The 14,444-nt window shown below is 55.2% G+C and carries 13 protein-coding genes and 1 pseudogene; 7 read left to right on the top strand and 7 right to left on the bottom strand.

Annotated features, from left to right (window positions below; translation table 11 throughout):
- The first annotated feature begins 5 nt into the window (after positions 1-5).
- A pseudogene (locus INF77_RS15595) lies at positions 6-1,735 on the top strand (SulP family inorganic anion transporter).
- Between the two features lie 35 nt (positions 1,736-1,770).
- On the opposite strand, the gene dmsD reads toward INF77_RS15595, so the two are convergent.
- From dmsD to INF77_RS15580, 3 genes are all read right to left on the bottom strand, one after another.
- Complete coding sequence (gene dmsD / locus INF77_RS15590; RefSeq protein ID WP_136485957.1) at positions 1,771-2,385, bottom strand: Tat proofreading chaperone DmsD; 615 nt, start codon at positions 2,383-2,385, stop codon at positions 1,771-1,773.
- A gap of 92 nt (positions 2,386-2,477) precedes the next feature.
- The gene (gene ynfE, locus INF77_RS15585; protein ID WP_048956356.1) at positions 2,478-4,916 is read right to left on the bottom strand and encodes a selenate/tellurate reductase subunit YnfE; all 2,439 of its coding nucleotides are present in this window, start codon (positions 4,914-4,916) and stop codon (positions 2,478-2,480) included.
- Positions 4,917-5,047: 131 nt separating this feature from the next.
- On the bottom strand, positions 5,048-5,341 hold the full coding sequence (locus INF77_RS15580; protein WP_028013000.1) for a DUF1161 domain-containing protein: 294 nt from the start codon (positions 5,339-5,341) through the stop codon (positions 5,048-5,050).
- A 69-nt stretch (positions 5,342-5,410) separates the two neighbouring features.
- Here INF77_RS15580 and INF77_RS15575 point away from each other — a divergent pair, with 69 nt between their 5' ends.
- A complete protein-coding gene (locus tag INF77_RS15575; RefSeq protein ID WP_032644870.1) occupies positions 5,411-6,157 on the top strand; it encodes a YnfC family lipoprotein in 747 nt (248 codons plus the stop codon).
- Positions 6,158-6,174: 17 nt separating this feature from the next.
- Here INF77_RS15575 and speG read toward each other — a convergent pair whose 3' ends face one another.
- Both speG and INF77_RS15565 read right to left on the bottom strand, forming a co-directional pair.
- Complete coding sequence (gene speG, locus INF77_RS15570) at positions 6,175-6,735, bottom strand: spermidine N1-acetyltransferase (RefSeq protein WP_041910220.1); 561 nt, start codon at positions 6,733-6,735, stop codon at positions 6,175-6,177.
- Positions 6,735-7,073 carry a DUF1283 family protein gene (locus tag INF77_RS15565; RefSeq protein ID WP_008502414.1) on the bottom strand — a complete coding sequence of 113 codons (339 nt, stop codon included), beginning with the start codon at positions 7,071-7,073 and terminating at the stop codon, positions 6,735-6,737. The genes speG and INF77_RS15565 overlap by 1 nt, the downstream gene beginning before the upstream one ends.
- A gap of 297 nt (positions 7,074-7,370) precedes the next feature.
- Here INF77_RS15565 and manD point away from each other — a divergent pair, with 297 nt between their 5' ends.
- The 4 genes from manD to INF77_RS15545 all read left to right on the top strand — a co-directional run bounded on the left by manD (position 7,371) and on the right by INF77_RS15545 (position 12,744).
- Positions 7,371-8,585 (top strand): D-mannonate dehydratase ManD, encoded by a 1,215-nt coding sequence (gene manD, locus INF77_RS15560; protein ID WP_193531810.1) that lies wholly within the window; start codon positions 7,371-7,373, stop codon positions 8,583-8,585.
- A 14-nt stretch (positions 8,586-8,599) separates the two neighbouring features.
- The gene (locus INF77_RS15555; protein WP_193531811.1) at positions 8,600-9,619 is read left to right on the top strand and encodes a Zn-dependent oxidoreductase; all 1,020 of its coding nucleotides are present in this window, start codon (positions 8,600-8,602) and stop codon (positions 9,617-9,619) included.
- Positions 9,620-9,691: 72 nt separating this feature from the next.
- On the top strand, positions 9,692-11,059 hold the full coding sequence (locus tag INF77_RS15550) for an MFS transporter (RefSeq protein WP_193531812.1): 1,368 nt from the start codon (positions 9,692-9,694) through the stop codon (positions 11,057-11,059).
- Positions 11,060-11,280: 221 nt separating this feature from the next.
- The gene (locus INF77_RS15545) at positions 11,281-12,744 is read left to right on the top strand and encodes a mannitol dehydrogenase family protein (protein ID WP_193031298.1); all 1,464 of its coding nucleotides are present in this window, start codon (positions 11,281-11,283) and stop codon (positions 12,742-12,744) included.
- A 43-nt stretch (positions 12,745-12,787) separates the two neighbouring features.
- On the opposite strand, the gene ydfZ is transcribed toward INF77_RS15545, so the two are convergent.
- Positions 12,788-12,991, bottom strand: a complete 204-nt coding sequence (gene ydfZ / locus INF77_RS15540; protein WP_028013008.1) for a putative selenium delivery protein YdfZ — start codon at positions 12,989-12,991, stop codon at positions 12,788-12,790.
- Between the two features lie 288 nt (positions 12,992-13,279).
- Here ydfZ and INF77_RS15535 point away from each other — a divergent pair, with 288 nt between their 5' ends.
- Entirely contained in the window at positions 13,280-13,711 is a 432-nt protein-coding gene (locus tag INF77_RS15535) for a universal stress protein (protein ID WP_041910207.1), read from the top strand.
- 33 nt (positions 13,712-13,744) lie between these two features.
- Here INF77_RS15535 and INF77_RS15530 read toward each other — a convergent pair whose 3' ends face one another.
- Positions 13,745-14,431: a GntR family transcriptional regulator gene (locus INF77_RS15530; protein WP_028013010.1), complete on the bottom strand. Its 687-nt coding sequence runs from the start codon at positions 14,429-14,431 to the stop codon at positions 13,745-13,747.
- Between the last annotated feature and the right edge of the window lie 13 nt (positions 14,432-14,444).

Raw genomic sequence — 14,444 nt, 5'->3', positions numbered from 1 at the left:
ATAAAGTGCTCGGAAAATTATTGTTAAAGTACATGCCAGGGTTACAAAATTTGTTAGCCTACGATAAAAGCTGGCTAAAACATGATGTTAAAGCTGGATTATCCGTTGCGGCTGTAGCGCTACCCGTTGCTATTGCTTATGCTGAATTGGCGGGTGTTGGGGCAATAGTGGGGCTCTATTCCTGCGTTTTACCGATGATAGCTTATGCACTGTTTGGTTCTTCACGTCAGCTTATTGTTGGCCCTGATGCAACGACCTGCGCCGTGATTGCAGCCGTCGTGTTTCCTCTTTCTGCAGGCAATCCTGAACTGCACTGGCAACTGACGATCGTCATGACGTTGATGATGGGCGGGTGGTGCCTGCTTGCCAGTAAATTTCATCTGGGTGCACTTGCCGATCTCCTTTCTCATCCCATTCTTACAGGGTTGCTTAATGGCGTAGCCGTGACGATTATTGTCGGTCAATTAGGCAAGGTTTTGGGGATCAAGCTCGATGAAGCGCAGGTTATTGAGAAAATACTGGCCTTGCCAGGCCAACTTTTAGACAGCCATGTATTAACAATAGGGATATCACTTTTAACGTTAATTATTTTAATGGTTATCAAAACGTATCGCAGCCACTGGCCAGCACCTCTGATTGCCATTGTGATAACAACGATACTGGTATGGGGAACATCTGCGCAACAGTATGGTATTGCCACGATTGGGGGGATGGCTTCCAGCCTGGTTTACCCGTCGTTAACTGGGGTGCGTTCCAGCCCGGTCCGATGCGAGAATTAGTGATCCCGGCGCTGAACCTGGCTTTAGTGAGTTTTGTCAGTCTGATGCTGACCGCCCGCAGTTTCGCCGCGAAAAATGGCTATGAAATTAATGCTGATGCAGAGTTCCGGGCACTGGGTATTGCGAACATTATGTCTGGGCTATCTCAGGGATTTGCCATCAGTGGAGCCGATTCCCGGACCGCGGTTAATGATTCCGTTGGGGGGAAAAGTCAGCTGGTTTCCATAGTCGCGGCCTTACTGATAGGTTTAGTGGTGGTATTTTTCACGCAGCCATTACAATTTATTCCGGTATCTGCATTAGGTATTGTTCTAATGTATGCATCGTGGTCATTAATTGATTTACGTGGGTTATGGAATCTGAGGCGAAGAAATAAACAGGCTTTTCGCCTGGCCTTCTTCACGTTTGGCTGTGTTTTAATCATTGGTGTAATCCAGGGGATCGGCCTTGCGGTATTGCTTGGCCTGTTACAGTTCCTGCGTACGGTATTTCGTCCCTCTGAGCACTTACTGGGGACTGACGAAAATGGAATGATCCACTCATTAGGGAATACAACCGATATTAAAATGGTCCCGGGCGTGCTGATGTATCGATTTAACTCACCGTTGACCTATTTTAATGTGGCTTATTTTAAACGTCGGGTATTGAACCTGGTTGATGGTGCAGCATTACAACCTAAATGGGTGGTTATTGATGCCGTGGCTTGCTTCACCTATTCAGATATCAGTGTCCTGGCAACCATTAATGAGTTAAAGCGTGACCTTAAAGCCCGACAGATTGTGTTAATCCTTGCGGGCAGGAAAACGGAATTAACACGTTGGTTTAAAGAAAGTCGGCCAACGATGAATGATGATGACATGATTCTGGCGCCAGACCTCTATTTGGCACTCCGGTTCATTCAAAGCAAAGAGAGTGTAAGTGAATCAGGTGGTGATGCACAACCAAACCCTGGTTAAAGGCTTGCTCGCCACCCGCGAGCAAGCCATATCCCTTAGCGGTACAACGTCTTTTCCGCAACCGGAATAACCAACGCCGATCGCCAGTCCGCCAGCGTCAGCTGCGCAAGCCTGCCGAGCGCGATATAGAACGGATGCCCGGCGTTGTCGACAAACACCGACAGAAAGCGGGTGCTCCACGGCAGCAGATGCCACGCCAGAAGCCGATCGCACTCCGACTCGCGGCCATTCTCGGCCAGCCATGCCGCAAGCAGCAGCAGGGTGCCGAAATGATCTTCCGGTTCATTTTGCTGCATCTGAAACGCGATATTGTTTTCCCGCATCCACTGGCGCAGCGCGAGGGTCGAATCGCCAAACAGCACGGATTCACGGTCCAGCCAGACGGAACCCCACGGCGGAGCGGGCAGGGCATAAGGACCAATAAACAGCCGTTGCCAGGCATCCGTCAGCGGCTCATCGGAAGATGAGGCAAAGGTTTCGGCAACGGGCAGCAGCGTTTCCGGCGGCAGGGGCCAGTCCTCTATCCATTCGCCAGCGGTAAGTGCCTGCACCAGCGGGGCTGTCTGCTCGCTGTCTGGGGCGAAGTAAAATAGCGCGCCCAGTACGCGGGCGCTGAACGCGAACGAGTCACGGTGTGAGACGTCTTTCATTAAACCTTCCTTGCTCGCGCGGTTATGTCCGCGCGACGTGATTAACCATTAATACAGACCAAAGCATAAACCAGGGTCATAGAATTCACCCCTTACACCTTCTCAATCTGCACCAGATTGGTGTGCTGCGGGTTGCCTTTTGCCAGCGGTGACGGGCGGTGCGTGGTCAGGGTGTTGATACACGAGCCGTGGTCGATACGATCGCCATTCATATTGGCATCGTGCCAGGCTCCCTGGCCCATGGCGCTTACGCCTGGCATGATGCGCGGCGTGACTTTCGCTTCTATTCTCACCTCACCGCGATCGTTAAAGACGCGCACCATATCGCCGTTTTTAATGCCACGTTTCGCGGCATCAACGGGATTCAGCCAGACCTCCTGGCGGCAGGCCGCTTGCAGCACGTCGACGTTACCGTAGCTCGAGTGAGTGCGGGCTTTAAAATGGAAGCCAAACAGCTGCAGCGGGAACTGTGCGCGCTCGGGCGCATCCCAGCCGTCAAAGGTGGATGCGTAGACGGGCAGCGGGCTGATGGTCTCATCTTTTGCCAGTTCCCAGGTCGCCGCAATATCCGCCAGCTTGCTGGAATAAATTTCAATCTTGCCTGAGGGCGTTTTCAGCGGGTTGGCTTCCGGGTTCTCGCGGAATTTTTTATAGGCCACAAAGTGTCCGTTCGGATCTTTGCGCTTATAGATGCCCATTTTTTTCAGCTCGTCATAGGACGGCAGTGTGGGATCTTTTGCGAGCATTTTGGCATACAGATACTGCAGCCACTCTTCCTGCGTTCGCCCTTCGGTAAATTTCTGATGGATATCCGGTCCGAGGCGTTTCGCCACTTCGCTCATGATCCAGTAGATAGGCTTGCGCTCAAACTTCGGCGCGGTCACAGGCTGGAGAAAAATCAGGTAACCCATGTTCCCGGCGTAATCGTTAGGGATAATGTCTTCCTGCTCGACGGTCATTAAATCTGGCAGCAGGATATCGGCGTATTTCGCCGATGAGGTCATAAAGTTGTCGATCACCACGATGGTTTCGCACTTGCTTTCGTCCTGCAGAATATCGTGGGTTTTATTGATATCGGAGTGCTGGTTAATAATAGTATTGCCCGCGTAGTTCCAGATGAACTTAATCGGTACGTCCAGCTTATCTTTACCGCGCACCCCGTCGCGCAGAGCGGTCATTTCCGGGCCACGGGCGATGGCGTCCGTCCAGCTGAAGCAGGAAATTTGCGTTTTGACCGGGTTTTCCGGCAGCGGCATACGTTCGATAGTGATGGTGTAGGTCGACTCACGGGCGCCGCTGTTGCCGCCGTTGATCCCCACGTTGCCAGTCAGAATCGGCAGCATCGCGATGGCGCGGGAGGTCAGTTCACCGTTCGCCTGACGCTGTGGTCCCCAGCCCTGGCAGATATAGGCCGGCTTCGCGGATCCAATCTCGCGGGCCAGTTTAATGATGCGGTCTGCAGGAATGCCGGTGATGCGCGAGGCCCACTCCGGCGTTTTCGCCGTGTTGTCCTCACCCTGGCCGAGAATGTACGCTTTGTAGTGACCGTTAGCGGGGGCACCTTCCGGCAGCGTTTTTTCGTCGTAGCCAACGCAGTATTTGTCCAGGAACGGCTGGTCAACCAGGTTTTCGTCGATCAATACCCAGGCAATCCCCGCCACCAGGGCGGCATCGGTACCCGGACGGATTGGGATCCACTCGTCTTCGCGTCCGGCTGCCGTATCGGTGTAGCGCGGGTCGATGACAATCATACGTGCGTTAGAACGCTCGCGGGCCTGCTCCAGATAGTAAGTAATCCCGCCGCCGCTCATGCGCGTTTCCGCCGGGTTATTGCCGAACATCACCACCAGTTTGGTATTTTCGATATCCGAGGTGCTGTTGCCGTCGTTGCTGCCGTAGGTATAAGGCATCGCGCAGGCGATTTGCGCCGTGCTGTAGGTGCCGTAGTGGCTCAGGAAACCGCCGTAGCAGTTCATCAGGCGCGCCACCAGCGAAGCGTAAGGGGAGGAGCGGGTGATATTGCCGCCGACAATCCCGGAGGAGTAATTAATATACACCGCTTCGTTGCCGTACTTGCTGACCACGTCTTTCAGGCTGGTGGTGATGACGTTCAGCGCTTCGTCCCAGCTGATGCGCTCGAACTTGCCTTCACCTCGCTTACCCACGCGTTTCATCGGGTAGTTCAGACGGTCAGGGTGGTTGATGCGGCGGCGAATGGAGCGCCCGCGCAGGCAGGCCCGGACCTGGTGATTGCCGTAGATATCCTCACCGGTGTTATCCGTTTCGACCCAGTACACTTCGTCATCGCGGACGTGCAGACGCAGCGCACAGCGGCTGCCGCAGTTGACCGAACAGGCGCCCCAGACCACTTTATCTTCTGCCGGTTTCATTGCATTTTGTACCGCGGCTGCGGCGCTTTTCAGTCCAAAAGGCAACGAAATTCCGCCAGCGGCAAGCGCCAGAGAACCTATCGCCGTAGATTTCACGAGTGTTCGACGGCTAATCCCGCCGTGATGTTCGATATCGGACATGGCTCACCCCACCATTGTGATTACATATTATTTTTCCCGAAACGATAACCGGGCTAATGATGGGGTGAGTGTTACTTATTTGGAGGTATTAAATATTAATCCTTGTCAAATCAAAGGGGATTGACGGTTATTTACTGAGGTTCAGCCGGCGCATTATCCTGATTGCCGGACGCCGCCCCGCTGCCCGTACGGGTGTACAAAATTTTAAAGGTGTCGTTGGCACAGTGGCCCACCACCTGAGCGTCCGGCTGGTCAGCCTGATCGTTCGGCACAATGTTCAGCGTAAAACCTGACTCCGGCACGCCGTTGTTGATGATCTTCTGCTGAATGTCGCTTTTCACGCGCTCGCAGGAGTCCGGTGCCGCCAGCGCGGCCGTTGAGGCACTCATTAACAGCAGGGCGGTAATCCAGGGTAACCGTTTCATCTGTAGCTCCTTTTCTCTGTGTAGAGATTAATTTTAGCAGGCTTCGTGTAAACAACTGTATTTGCTAATATGATTGGGAATAATCTCTCTGTATTGGTAAAGAATGTGAAGAAATATGCAGCGATAACGCTCCTGGCAGCTACTCTCGCAGGGTGTGATAACAACTCCGCGCCGCTGTCGTTTACGCCCGAGATGGCGAGTTTTTCGAACGAATTCGATTTCGACCCTCTTCGCGGCCCGGTCAAGGATTTTACCCAGACGCTGTTCAACGAGAAGGGTGAAGTGTCCAAACGGGTCACCGGCACCGTGTCGGCGGAAGGGTGTTTCGATACGCTGGAGCTGCACGACCTGGAGGCTAACACGGGCGTAGCGCTGGTGCTGGATGCAAACTACTACATCGATGCAGAAACCCAGCAGCGTAAGGTGAAGCTGCAGGGCAAATGCCAGCTGGCCGAACTGCCGTCAGCCGGTGTGACGTGGGATACCGACGACAACGGCTTCGTGGTGGCCGCACATGGTAAAGAGATGGAGGTGAAGTACCGCTACGATGCGGATGGCTACCCGCTGGGCAAAACCACCGTCTCCGGGGATCAGCATTTATCGGTACAGTCGACGCCGTCTAAGGATCTGCGCAAAAGAATGGATTACTCGGCCGTGAGCCTGTTAAACGATAAGCCGCTGGGCAACGTGACGCAGAGCTGCGACTACGATCGCCACAATAACCCGGTGAGCTGCGATCTGACGATCACGGACGACAGCGTCAAACCCGCCGTTGAGCGCAAGTACACCATCAAAAACACGATTGAGTATTACTGAGAATGAAACCGCGCAGGCTACTGCGCGGTTGGTTTCAGCAGGCTGGCACCTGACGGCTTGTGACCGGCCAGATGCTGATGCTGGAAAATGCACATGCGGATGGTATTCCGGTATTCACCGTTGATAAAGAACTCATGAATCAGCTCGCCTTCTACCATAAAGCCCAGCTTGCGGTAGATATGGATCGCTTTTTCGTTCTCTTTATCCACGATCAGATAAAGCTTGTAGAGATTCAGGACGTTAAATCCGTAATCCATCGCCAGCTTCGCCGCCCGGGAGGCCAGGCCTTTCCCCTGGTGCTCCGGCGAAATAATGATCTGGAACTCCGCCCGGCGGTGAACGTGGTTGATCTCAACCAGCTCCACCAGCCCGGCTTTGTCGCCTTCACACTCCACCACAAAACGACGTTCGCTCTGATCGTGAATGTGCTTGTCGTAAAGATCCGACAGCTCGACAAAGGCTTCGTACGGCTCTTCGAACCAGTAGCGCATCACGCTGGCGTTATTGTCGAGCTGGTGGACAAAGCGCAGGTCTTCACGCTCCAGCGGCCGGAGTTTTACGTCACAGGGCGCCGACATTATGGGGCTACCGTACGACCAGTGCGGCGATCCAGGCAGCGCAGGGTGTTCGGCTCCCAGTAGGCATTGACGTTCGCACTTTGCTGACACTTATCGCGTGCGTCAAAGGCGACATCTTCTTTGTCCCACTCTTTTTCAGCACGTTTGTTGACCTTCTGACGAAGGCTGCGGGTGTCATTCCATTGTTCTTTGTCCATCGCGGCGTTCTGGCGGCTTTGCGCGCTGTCACCAGACTCAATAATGAGCTTGCTGGTTTCCGCTGTCGCAGAGGCGGCAAAGGCGAACGATGACAGCGCCAGCAGGGCTGTCAGACAAAGGCGTTTGCTTAATGTAGTCATAGCGTTTCCTTTTAAATGGGTGCAGATGAGCAAGTTTCCCCGTTCAGATTCTACACCAAAGAGCAATAACGGCATACCCGCGGCACGGGTATGGAAAAGTAAAAGATATCTTCAGGTACGCTGCCTAAATGAATCGTCACCTGAAGTGAAACAGGCACAAAATGATGGGTTTTAGGGGGACGAGCAGGCGACCGTTTTTGTGATCGTTAGCCGATTTTATGATCATCATACTTGTATGGTAGTTATGTGAGTGCGTAAATTTCCGTCATCACAACGAACGATGTAAGGAAAGGAATTATGAAGATTGTCGCGGCTGACGTGTTTGTTACCTGCCCGGGGCGAAACTTTGTCACCCTTAAAATCACCACCGATGAGGGGATTGCCGGTCTCGGTGACGCCACGCTGAACGGGCGTGAGCTCTCCGTTGCTTCCTACCTGAAAGATCACCTCTGCCCGCAGCTGATTGGCCGCGACGCGCACCGTATCGAAGATATCTGGCAATTCTTCTATAAGGGCGCCTACTGGCGCCGCGGGCCGGTCACCATGTCGGCTATCTCCGCTGTGGATATGGCGCTCTGGGACATCAAAGCCAAAGCGGCCAATATGCCGCTCTACCAGCTGCTGGGCGGCGCATCCCGTGAGGGCGTAATGGTCTACTGCCACACCACCGGGCACACCATTGACGACGTGCTGGAAGATTACGCCCGCCATAAGGAGATGGGCTTTAAGGCGATCCGCGTCCAGTGCGGCGTGCCGGGCATGAAAACCACCTACGGCATGGCTAAAGGGAAGGGGTTGGCCTACGAGCCCGCCACCAAAGGCGACTGGCCGGAAGAGCAGCTCTGGTCCACCGAGAAATACCTCGATTTCACGCCAAAACTGTTTGACGCGGTGCGCAGTAAATTTGGCTTCAATGAGCATCTCCTGCACGACATGCACCACCGCCTGACACCCATCGAAGCGGCGCGCTTCGGCAAGAGTATCGAAGCGTTCCGCATGTTCTGGATGGAAGACCCAACGCCTGCGGAAAACCAGGAGTGCTTCCGCCTGATCCGCCAGCATACCGTCACGCCAATTGCGGTGGGCGAGGTGTTCAACAGCATCTGGGACTGCAAGCAGCTTATTGAAGAGCAGCTTATCGACTATATCCGCACCACTATCACCCATGCAGGGGGGATCACCGGGATGCGCCGCATCGCGGACTTCGCGTCGCTCTATCAGGTGCGTACCGGCTCGCACGGCCCGTCCGATCTGTCGCCGATCTGCCACGCGGCCGCGCTGCATTTCGACCTGTGGGTGCCGAACTTCGGCGTGCAGGAATATATGGGATACTCCGAACAGATGCTGGAAGTCTTCCCGCACAGCTGGCGCTTTGATAACGGCTATATGCACCCGGGCGAGAAGCCGGGGCTGGGCATTGAGTTTGATGAAAAGCTGGCGGCGAAATACCCGTACGATCCGGCCTATCTGCCGGTGGCCCGTCTCGAAGACGGCACGCTGTGGAACTGGTAACCGAGGAGCAAACGATGAAAAGCGTAGTGATTCAACAGCCGAACCATCTGGTGATTGAAGAGCGTCCGCGCCCGGAGCCAGGCGCAGGGGAAGTCCGCGTCAAAATCAAGCTGGCCGGGATCTGCGGGTCAGACAGCCACATCTACCGCGGGCATAATCCGTTTGCAAAATATCCGCGCGTGATTGGCCACGAGTTTTTTGGCACGATCGACGCCGTGGGCGAGGGCGTAGAACCGTCCCGGTTAGGGGAGCGCGTTTCGGTGGATCCGGTGATCAGCTGCGGGCACTGCTACCCGTGCTCCGTCGGCAAGCCTAACGTCTGCACCTCGCTGGTGGTGCTGGGCGTGCACCGCGACGGCGGATTCAGCGAATATGCCGCCGTGCCCGCTAAAAATGCCTGGCGCATCCCGGATGCGATCCCGGATAAACACGCCGTGATGGTTGAACCTTTCACCATTGCCGCCAACGTGACGGGGCAGGCTAGCCCTACCGAACAGGACGTTGCGCTGATCTACGGCGCAGGGCCGATGGGACTGGTCACCGTACAGGCGCTGAAGGGCGTCTACAACGTGAAGCAGGTTATCGTCGTCGACAGAATCAATGAGCGTCTGGCCATGGCCCAGCGCAGCGGCGCGGACTGGGTCTTTAATAACGGCGAAAAGTCGCTGCAGGCCGCGCTGGACGAAAAAGGCATCAAGCCGACGCTGATTATTGATGCCGCCTGTCATCCGTCGATTTTGCAGGAGGCGGTCACCCTGGCTTCCCCGGCGGCGCGCATCGTACTGATGGGCTTCTCCAGCGAGCCGAGCCAGATAGCCCAGCAGGGGATTACCGGTAAAGAGCTGGCGATCTTCTCCTCGCGCCTCAATGCCAACAAATTCCCGGTCGTCATCGACTGGCTTGAAAAAGGGCTGATCGACCCGGAAAAACTGATCACCCATACCTTTGACTATCACCATGTAACAGACGCCATCGAACTGTTTGAAAAAGACCAGCGGCAGTGCTGCAAGGTTTTACTGACGTTCGGGCAATAACCCTACACGCGGTTAAGAGCCCGCGGAGACGGGCTCTCAGTGGTACGCATCTTACTTTTAGAGATAGCCATTATGACGCAAGCACAACCTCAAAGAACCACCTCAGATCTGGTGAAAGCCGCCGTCTCCGGCTGGCTGGGCACCGCGCTGGAGTTTATGGATTTCCAGCTCTACTCGCTGGGGGCGGCGCTGGTATTTCATGAAATCTTCTTCCCGGAACAGTCGGCCGCGATGGCGCTGATTCTGGCGATGGGAACCTACGGCGCGGGCTACATCGCGCGTATCGTCGGGGCATTTATCTTCGGCAGAATGGGCGACAGCATTGGTCGTAAAAAGGTGCTGTTTATCACCATCACCATGATGGGGATCTGCACCACGCTGATTGGCGTGCTGCCGACCTACGCGCAGATCGGCATTTTTGCGCCCGTACTGCTGGTGACGCTGCGTATCATTCAGGGGCTGGGCGCCGGGGCGGAGATCTCCGGGGCCGGGACCATGTTGGCGGAGTACGCCCCGAAAGGGAAACGCGGCATCATCTCCTCGCTGGTGGCGATGGGGACTAACTGCGGGACGCTGAGCGCCACGGCGATCTGGGCCATTATGTTCTTCGCCCTCGATCGTGAACAGCTGCTCGCCTGGGGCTGGCGCGTGCCGTTCCTTGCCAGCGTCGTGGTGATGATCTTTGCCATCTGGCTGCGAATGAACCTCAAGGAGAGCCCGGTCTTTGAGAAAGTAAACAATGCAGAAACCGTGCAGCCGGACACCTCGCTGGGTTCAATGGTGAAAAGTAAATCCTTCTGGCTGGCGACCGGCCTGCGTTTCGGTCAGGCGGGCAACTCGGGGCTGATTCAGACCTTCCTCGCGGGTTATCTGGTCCAGACGCTGCTGTTCGATAAAGCGATTCCCACCGACGCGCTGATGATAAGTTCTATTCTCGGGTTTATCTCCATCCCGCTGCTGGGCTGGCTTTCCGACAAAGTGGGGCGCAGGCTGCCGTACATTATCCTCAATATCTCCGCCATTATTCTGGCGTACCCGATGCTGTCGATTATCGTCGATAAGAGCTATGCGCCGGGGACAATCATGCTCTCGATCATCGTTATCCATAACTTCGCCGTGCTGGGGCTGTTTGCGCTGGAAAATATCACCATGGCGGAGATGTTTGGCTCGCGAAATCGCTTTACCCGTATGGCTATCTCCAAGGAGGCGGGCGGTCTGGTGGCGGTGGGCTTTGGCCCGGTACTGGCGGGGATTTTCTGCAATATGACGGGTTCCTGGTGGCCGATTGTAGCCATGCTGGTGGCCTATTCCGTGATTGGGCTGGTTTCGGCGTTCCTGATGCCGGAAGTCCGCGACCGCGACCTCAGCGCGGCTGAAGATGCCGCCGAGGCCACGCCGAAAGAGCGCGTGGGTTACGGCGCGGTCTCCACGCGACGCTAGTGGTTTATATCTTTCGTGATTTATCACACAACTTTTTGTTTATGTCACACCACATGAGCAAAAGTTAATATAAATCAAAAACTCAAACGGCAGTATCAGTATGGTTGATGGCAGTAATTTTTTACCCCGACTGCCATTCTAGTTGGTGTAGTCAGCAGGCGCTGCCGCTCTGGACTGGGGGCGGCAGCGATCCACAGCTTTCTAATTAGCGAGTCTTAATCATGGAAAACACCTTATTACAGGCCAACGCGACGCTGCCTCAGTACGATCGCGACAGCCTTAAAGCACGCATTGTACATTTAGGCTTCGGCGCATTTCACCGCGCGCATCAGGCGGTGTATGCGGACATCCTCGCGGCTGAACACGGTAGCGACTGGGGGTACTGTGAGGTTAACCTGATTGGCGGCGAGCAGCAGATTGCCGACCTGAAGGCGCAGGATAACCTCTACACCGTAGCGGAAATGTCTGCCGATGGCTGGACGTCCCGCGTGGTTGGCGTAGTCAAAAAGGCCCTGCACGCGCAGGTCGACGGGCTGGAAAGCGTGCTGGCGGCAATGTGTGAACCGCAGGTGGCGATTGTCTCGCTGACCATCACCGAAAAAGGCTACTGCCACTCTCCGGCAACCGGGCAACTGATGCTCGATCATCCTTTCATCGTTGCCGACCTGCAAAACCCGCATCAGCCGAAATCCGCGCCGGGCGTGGTGGTGGAAGCGCTGGCGCGCCGTAAAGCGGCGGGGCTGCCCGCGTTTAGCGTGATGTCCTGCGACAACATGCCGGAGAACGGTCACGTGATGCGCAATGTCACCTGCGCGTACGCCCGGGCGGTAGACGGCGAGCTGGCGGACTGGATCGAGGCTAACGTCACCTTCCCGTCAACCATGGTGGACCGCATCGTACCGGCGGTCACACCCGATACGCTGGATAAAATCGCGCAGCTGACCGGCGTACGCGATCCGGCGGCGGTGGCCTGCGAGCCGTTCCGCCAGTGGGTTATCGAGGATAACTTTGTGGCCGGGCGTCCGGAATGGGAAAAAGCCGGAGCCGAACTGGTTTCAGACGTGATCCCGTTTGAAGAGATGAAGCTGCGCATGCTCAACGGCAGCCACTCTTTCCTGGCGTACCTGGGCTATCTGGCCGGTTATCAGCACATCAATGAGTGTATGGAAGACGAACACTATCGCGTCGCCGCGCACGCGCTGATGCTCAACGAGCAGGCGCCGACCCTGAAAGTGAAGGGCGTTGATTTAGAACGCTACGCTGACCTGCTGATCGCCCGTTACAGTAACCCGGCCCTGCGCCACCGTACCTGGCAAATTGCGATGGACGGCAGCCAGAAGCTTCCGCAGCGGATGCTGGATCCCGCGCGCTGGCACCTGGTGCACCAGACGCCTTTCCCACTGCTGGCGCTGGGCGTGGCTGGGTGGATGCGCTATGTCGGCGGCGTGGACGAGCAGGGTAACGCCATCGACGTGAGCGATCCGCAGCTGGCGGTGATTCAGGCGGCGGTGAAGGGAAGTGCCGAAGGGGAAAACCGGGTTAACGCGCTGCTCGGCATTGAGACCATTTTTGGGAAAGAGTTGCCGCGAGAAAAAGCCTTCACAGATGCCGTGATGAGCGCGTATCAGACGCTGCTGCAGAAGGGGGCAAAGACCACGGTGGCGGAGTACGTGTCGCACCTGTAATTCAATACATGCCGCCGTTCGCGGCGGCATGTCGGCGCACAATTTAGTGCATACCCAGACGAATCAGTTCAATTGGTTCGAACTTACCTTCGCATCCTTCCACTTCCACCGTTTTGCCACGGCGCACCTGCGCGGCATCCAGCCCGTCGCTGTGGATCGCCTTAATCACGCCGGTTTTGCCAGTGCCGCTAATCATGACGCGGCTGCCGGTGGTGATTGCATTGCGGTTACGGTCGTATGTCATCATGGTATTTTCTCCTCTCTAAACTTTCCGTTACGGCGCTATTTCAGGTTTTGCCGTTCACGGGGCACTATAAATACGCCTGTCTGCCAGTCATGTTTTTGTTTTTGATCAAACTCACACTTTTTTCTTTATTACATGGGGCGTTGACGCTTCACGACGGCAATTTACAAAGCAGACCGTTATTTTCACTTATTGATAGTTTCTACGGGGAAGCGTTGAGGATTGGTTTATATTCCCGATGCCATTCTGGTTGCAGGAAATAACCCTTCATCGGAATAAGGAGTCAGGCTTATGTATAAGAAGATTTTGATGCCTGTTGACGTGTTTGAAATGGATTTAAGCGACAAAGCGGTTCGCCACGCGGCTAACCTCGCGAAGGCCGAGGGCGCGTCGATTACCCTGGTCAATATTCTGCCTGCCAGCAGCCGGTCTCTGCTGCGCGGATTCAACGCCGATATTAAAAAGTTTGAAGAGTATATGAGCGCAGAATCCGGGAAGAAAATGAACGAGTTAAAACGACTGTTCGATATCTCCCCGGAGAATATTCACACTCTGGTTCGTTTTGGCAGCGTCCGCGATGAAATTATCAAGCTGAGCAAAGAAGGGGAATATGACGTGATTGTCATCGGGTCAAAAAATCCGGGCATCACCACCCATCTACTGGGGTCAAATGCGGAATCTATTCTGCGCTACGCCACAATTCCGGTGTTAGTCGTTCGCTAATTACGGCGCCGCCCGCGGAAAGGGCGGCAAATATCACTCTTCGCTAAACCACTCGCTATTTTCCTGACGAATAAGCTGCACGGATTCGCCTATCTCCTGCAGATGCAGAGTCATCGCTTTTTCCACGCCGTCCGGGTCGCGTTTTTCCAGCGCGCTGAAAATATCGTGATGCTGGCGGAGCAGCATTTCCGGCGGGGAGACGTGATCGAGGCTCATGTAGCGCACCCGGTCAATGGTGGCCTTGATGTTCTCAATGGTATCCCAGGCCAGCTGGCAGTCTGCAATTTGCGCCAGCTTCTGGTGAAACTCATCATCAAGCTGGAAGAAATCGTTGAGCTGTTTACGGTCAATCGCAATGCGCTGCTGATGCAGGTTTTGCTCCAGAAGGTAACACTGGTTGTCATTAATGAGCGTCGCGGCACGGCGCACCACCGCGCATTCAATTGCCTGGCGTACGAAACAGCCGTTGCGCACCTGTGAGAGCGAAATTTTGTTCACGTAGCTGCCGCGCTGCGGGCGGATCTGAATCAGGCCGTTCTCCGCAAGCTTAATAAACGCTTCACGCACCGGCTGACGGGACACGTCAAAACGCACGGAGACCTCTTTTTCAGAAAGCGGCGTTCCCGGTGGGATCAGGCAATGGACAATATCACGTCGCAAAATGCGATAGATTTGCTGGTTTACGGGCTGGGTGGGATTGAGTTGCGATTCAGCGGCCATGAGTTGTCATTTC

The sequence above is a fragment of the Enterobacter cloacae complex sp. P1B genome, assembly GCF_014982345.1.
Classification (GTDB): domain Bacteria; phylum Pseudomonadota; class Gammaproteobacteria; order Enterobacterales; family Enterobacteriaceae; genus Enterobacter; species Enterobacter bugandensis.
This window is presented reverse-complemented; position numbering and strand designations above follow the sequence as displayed.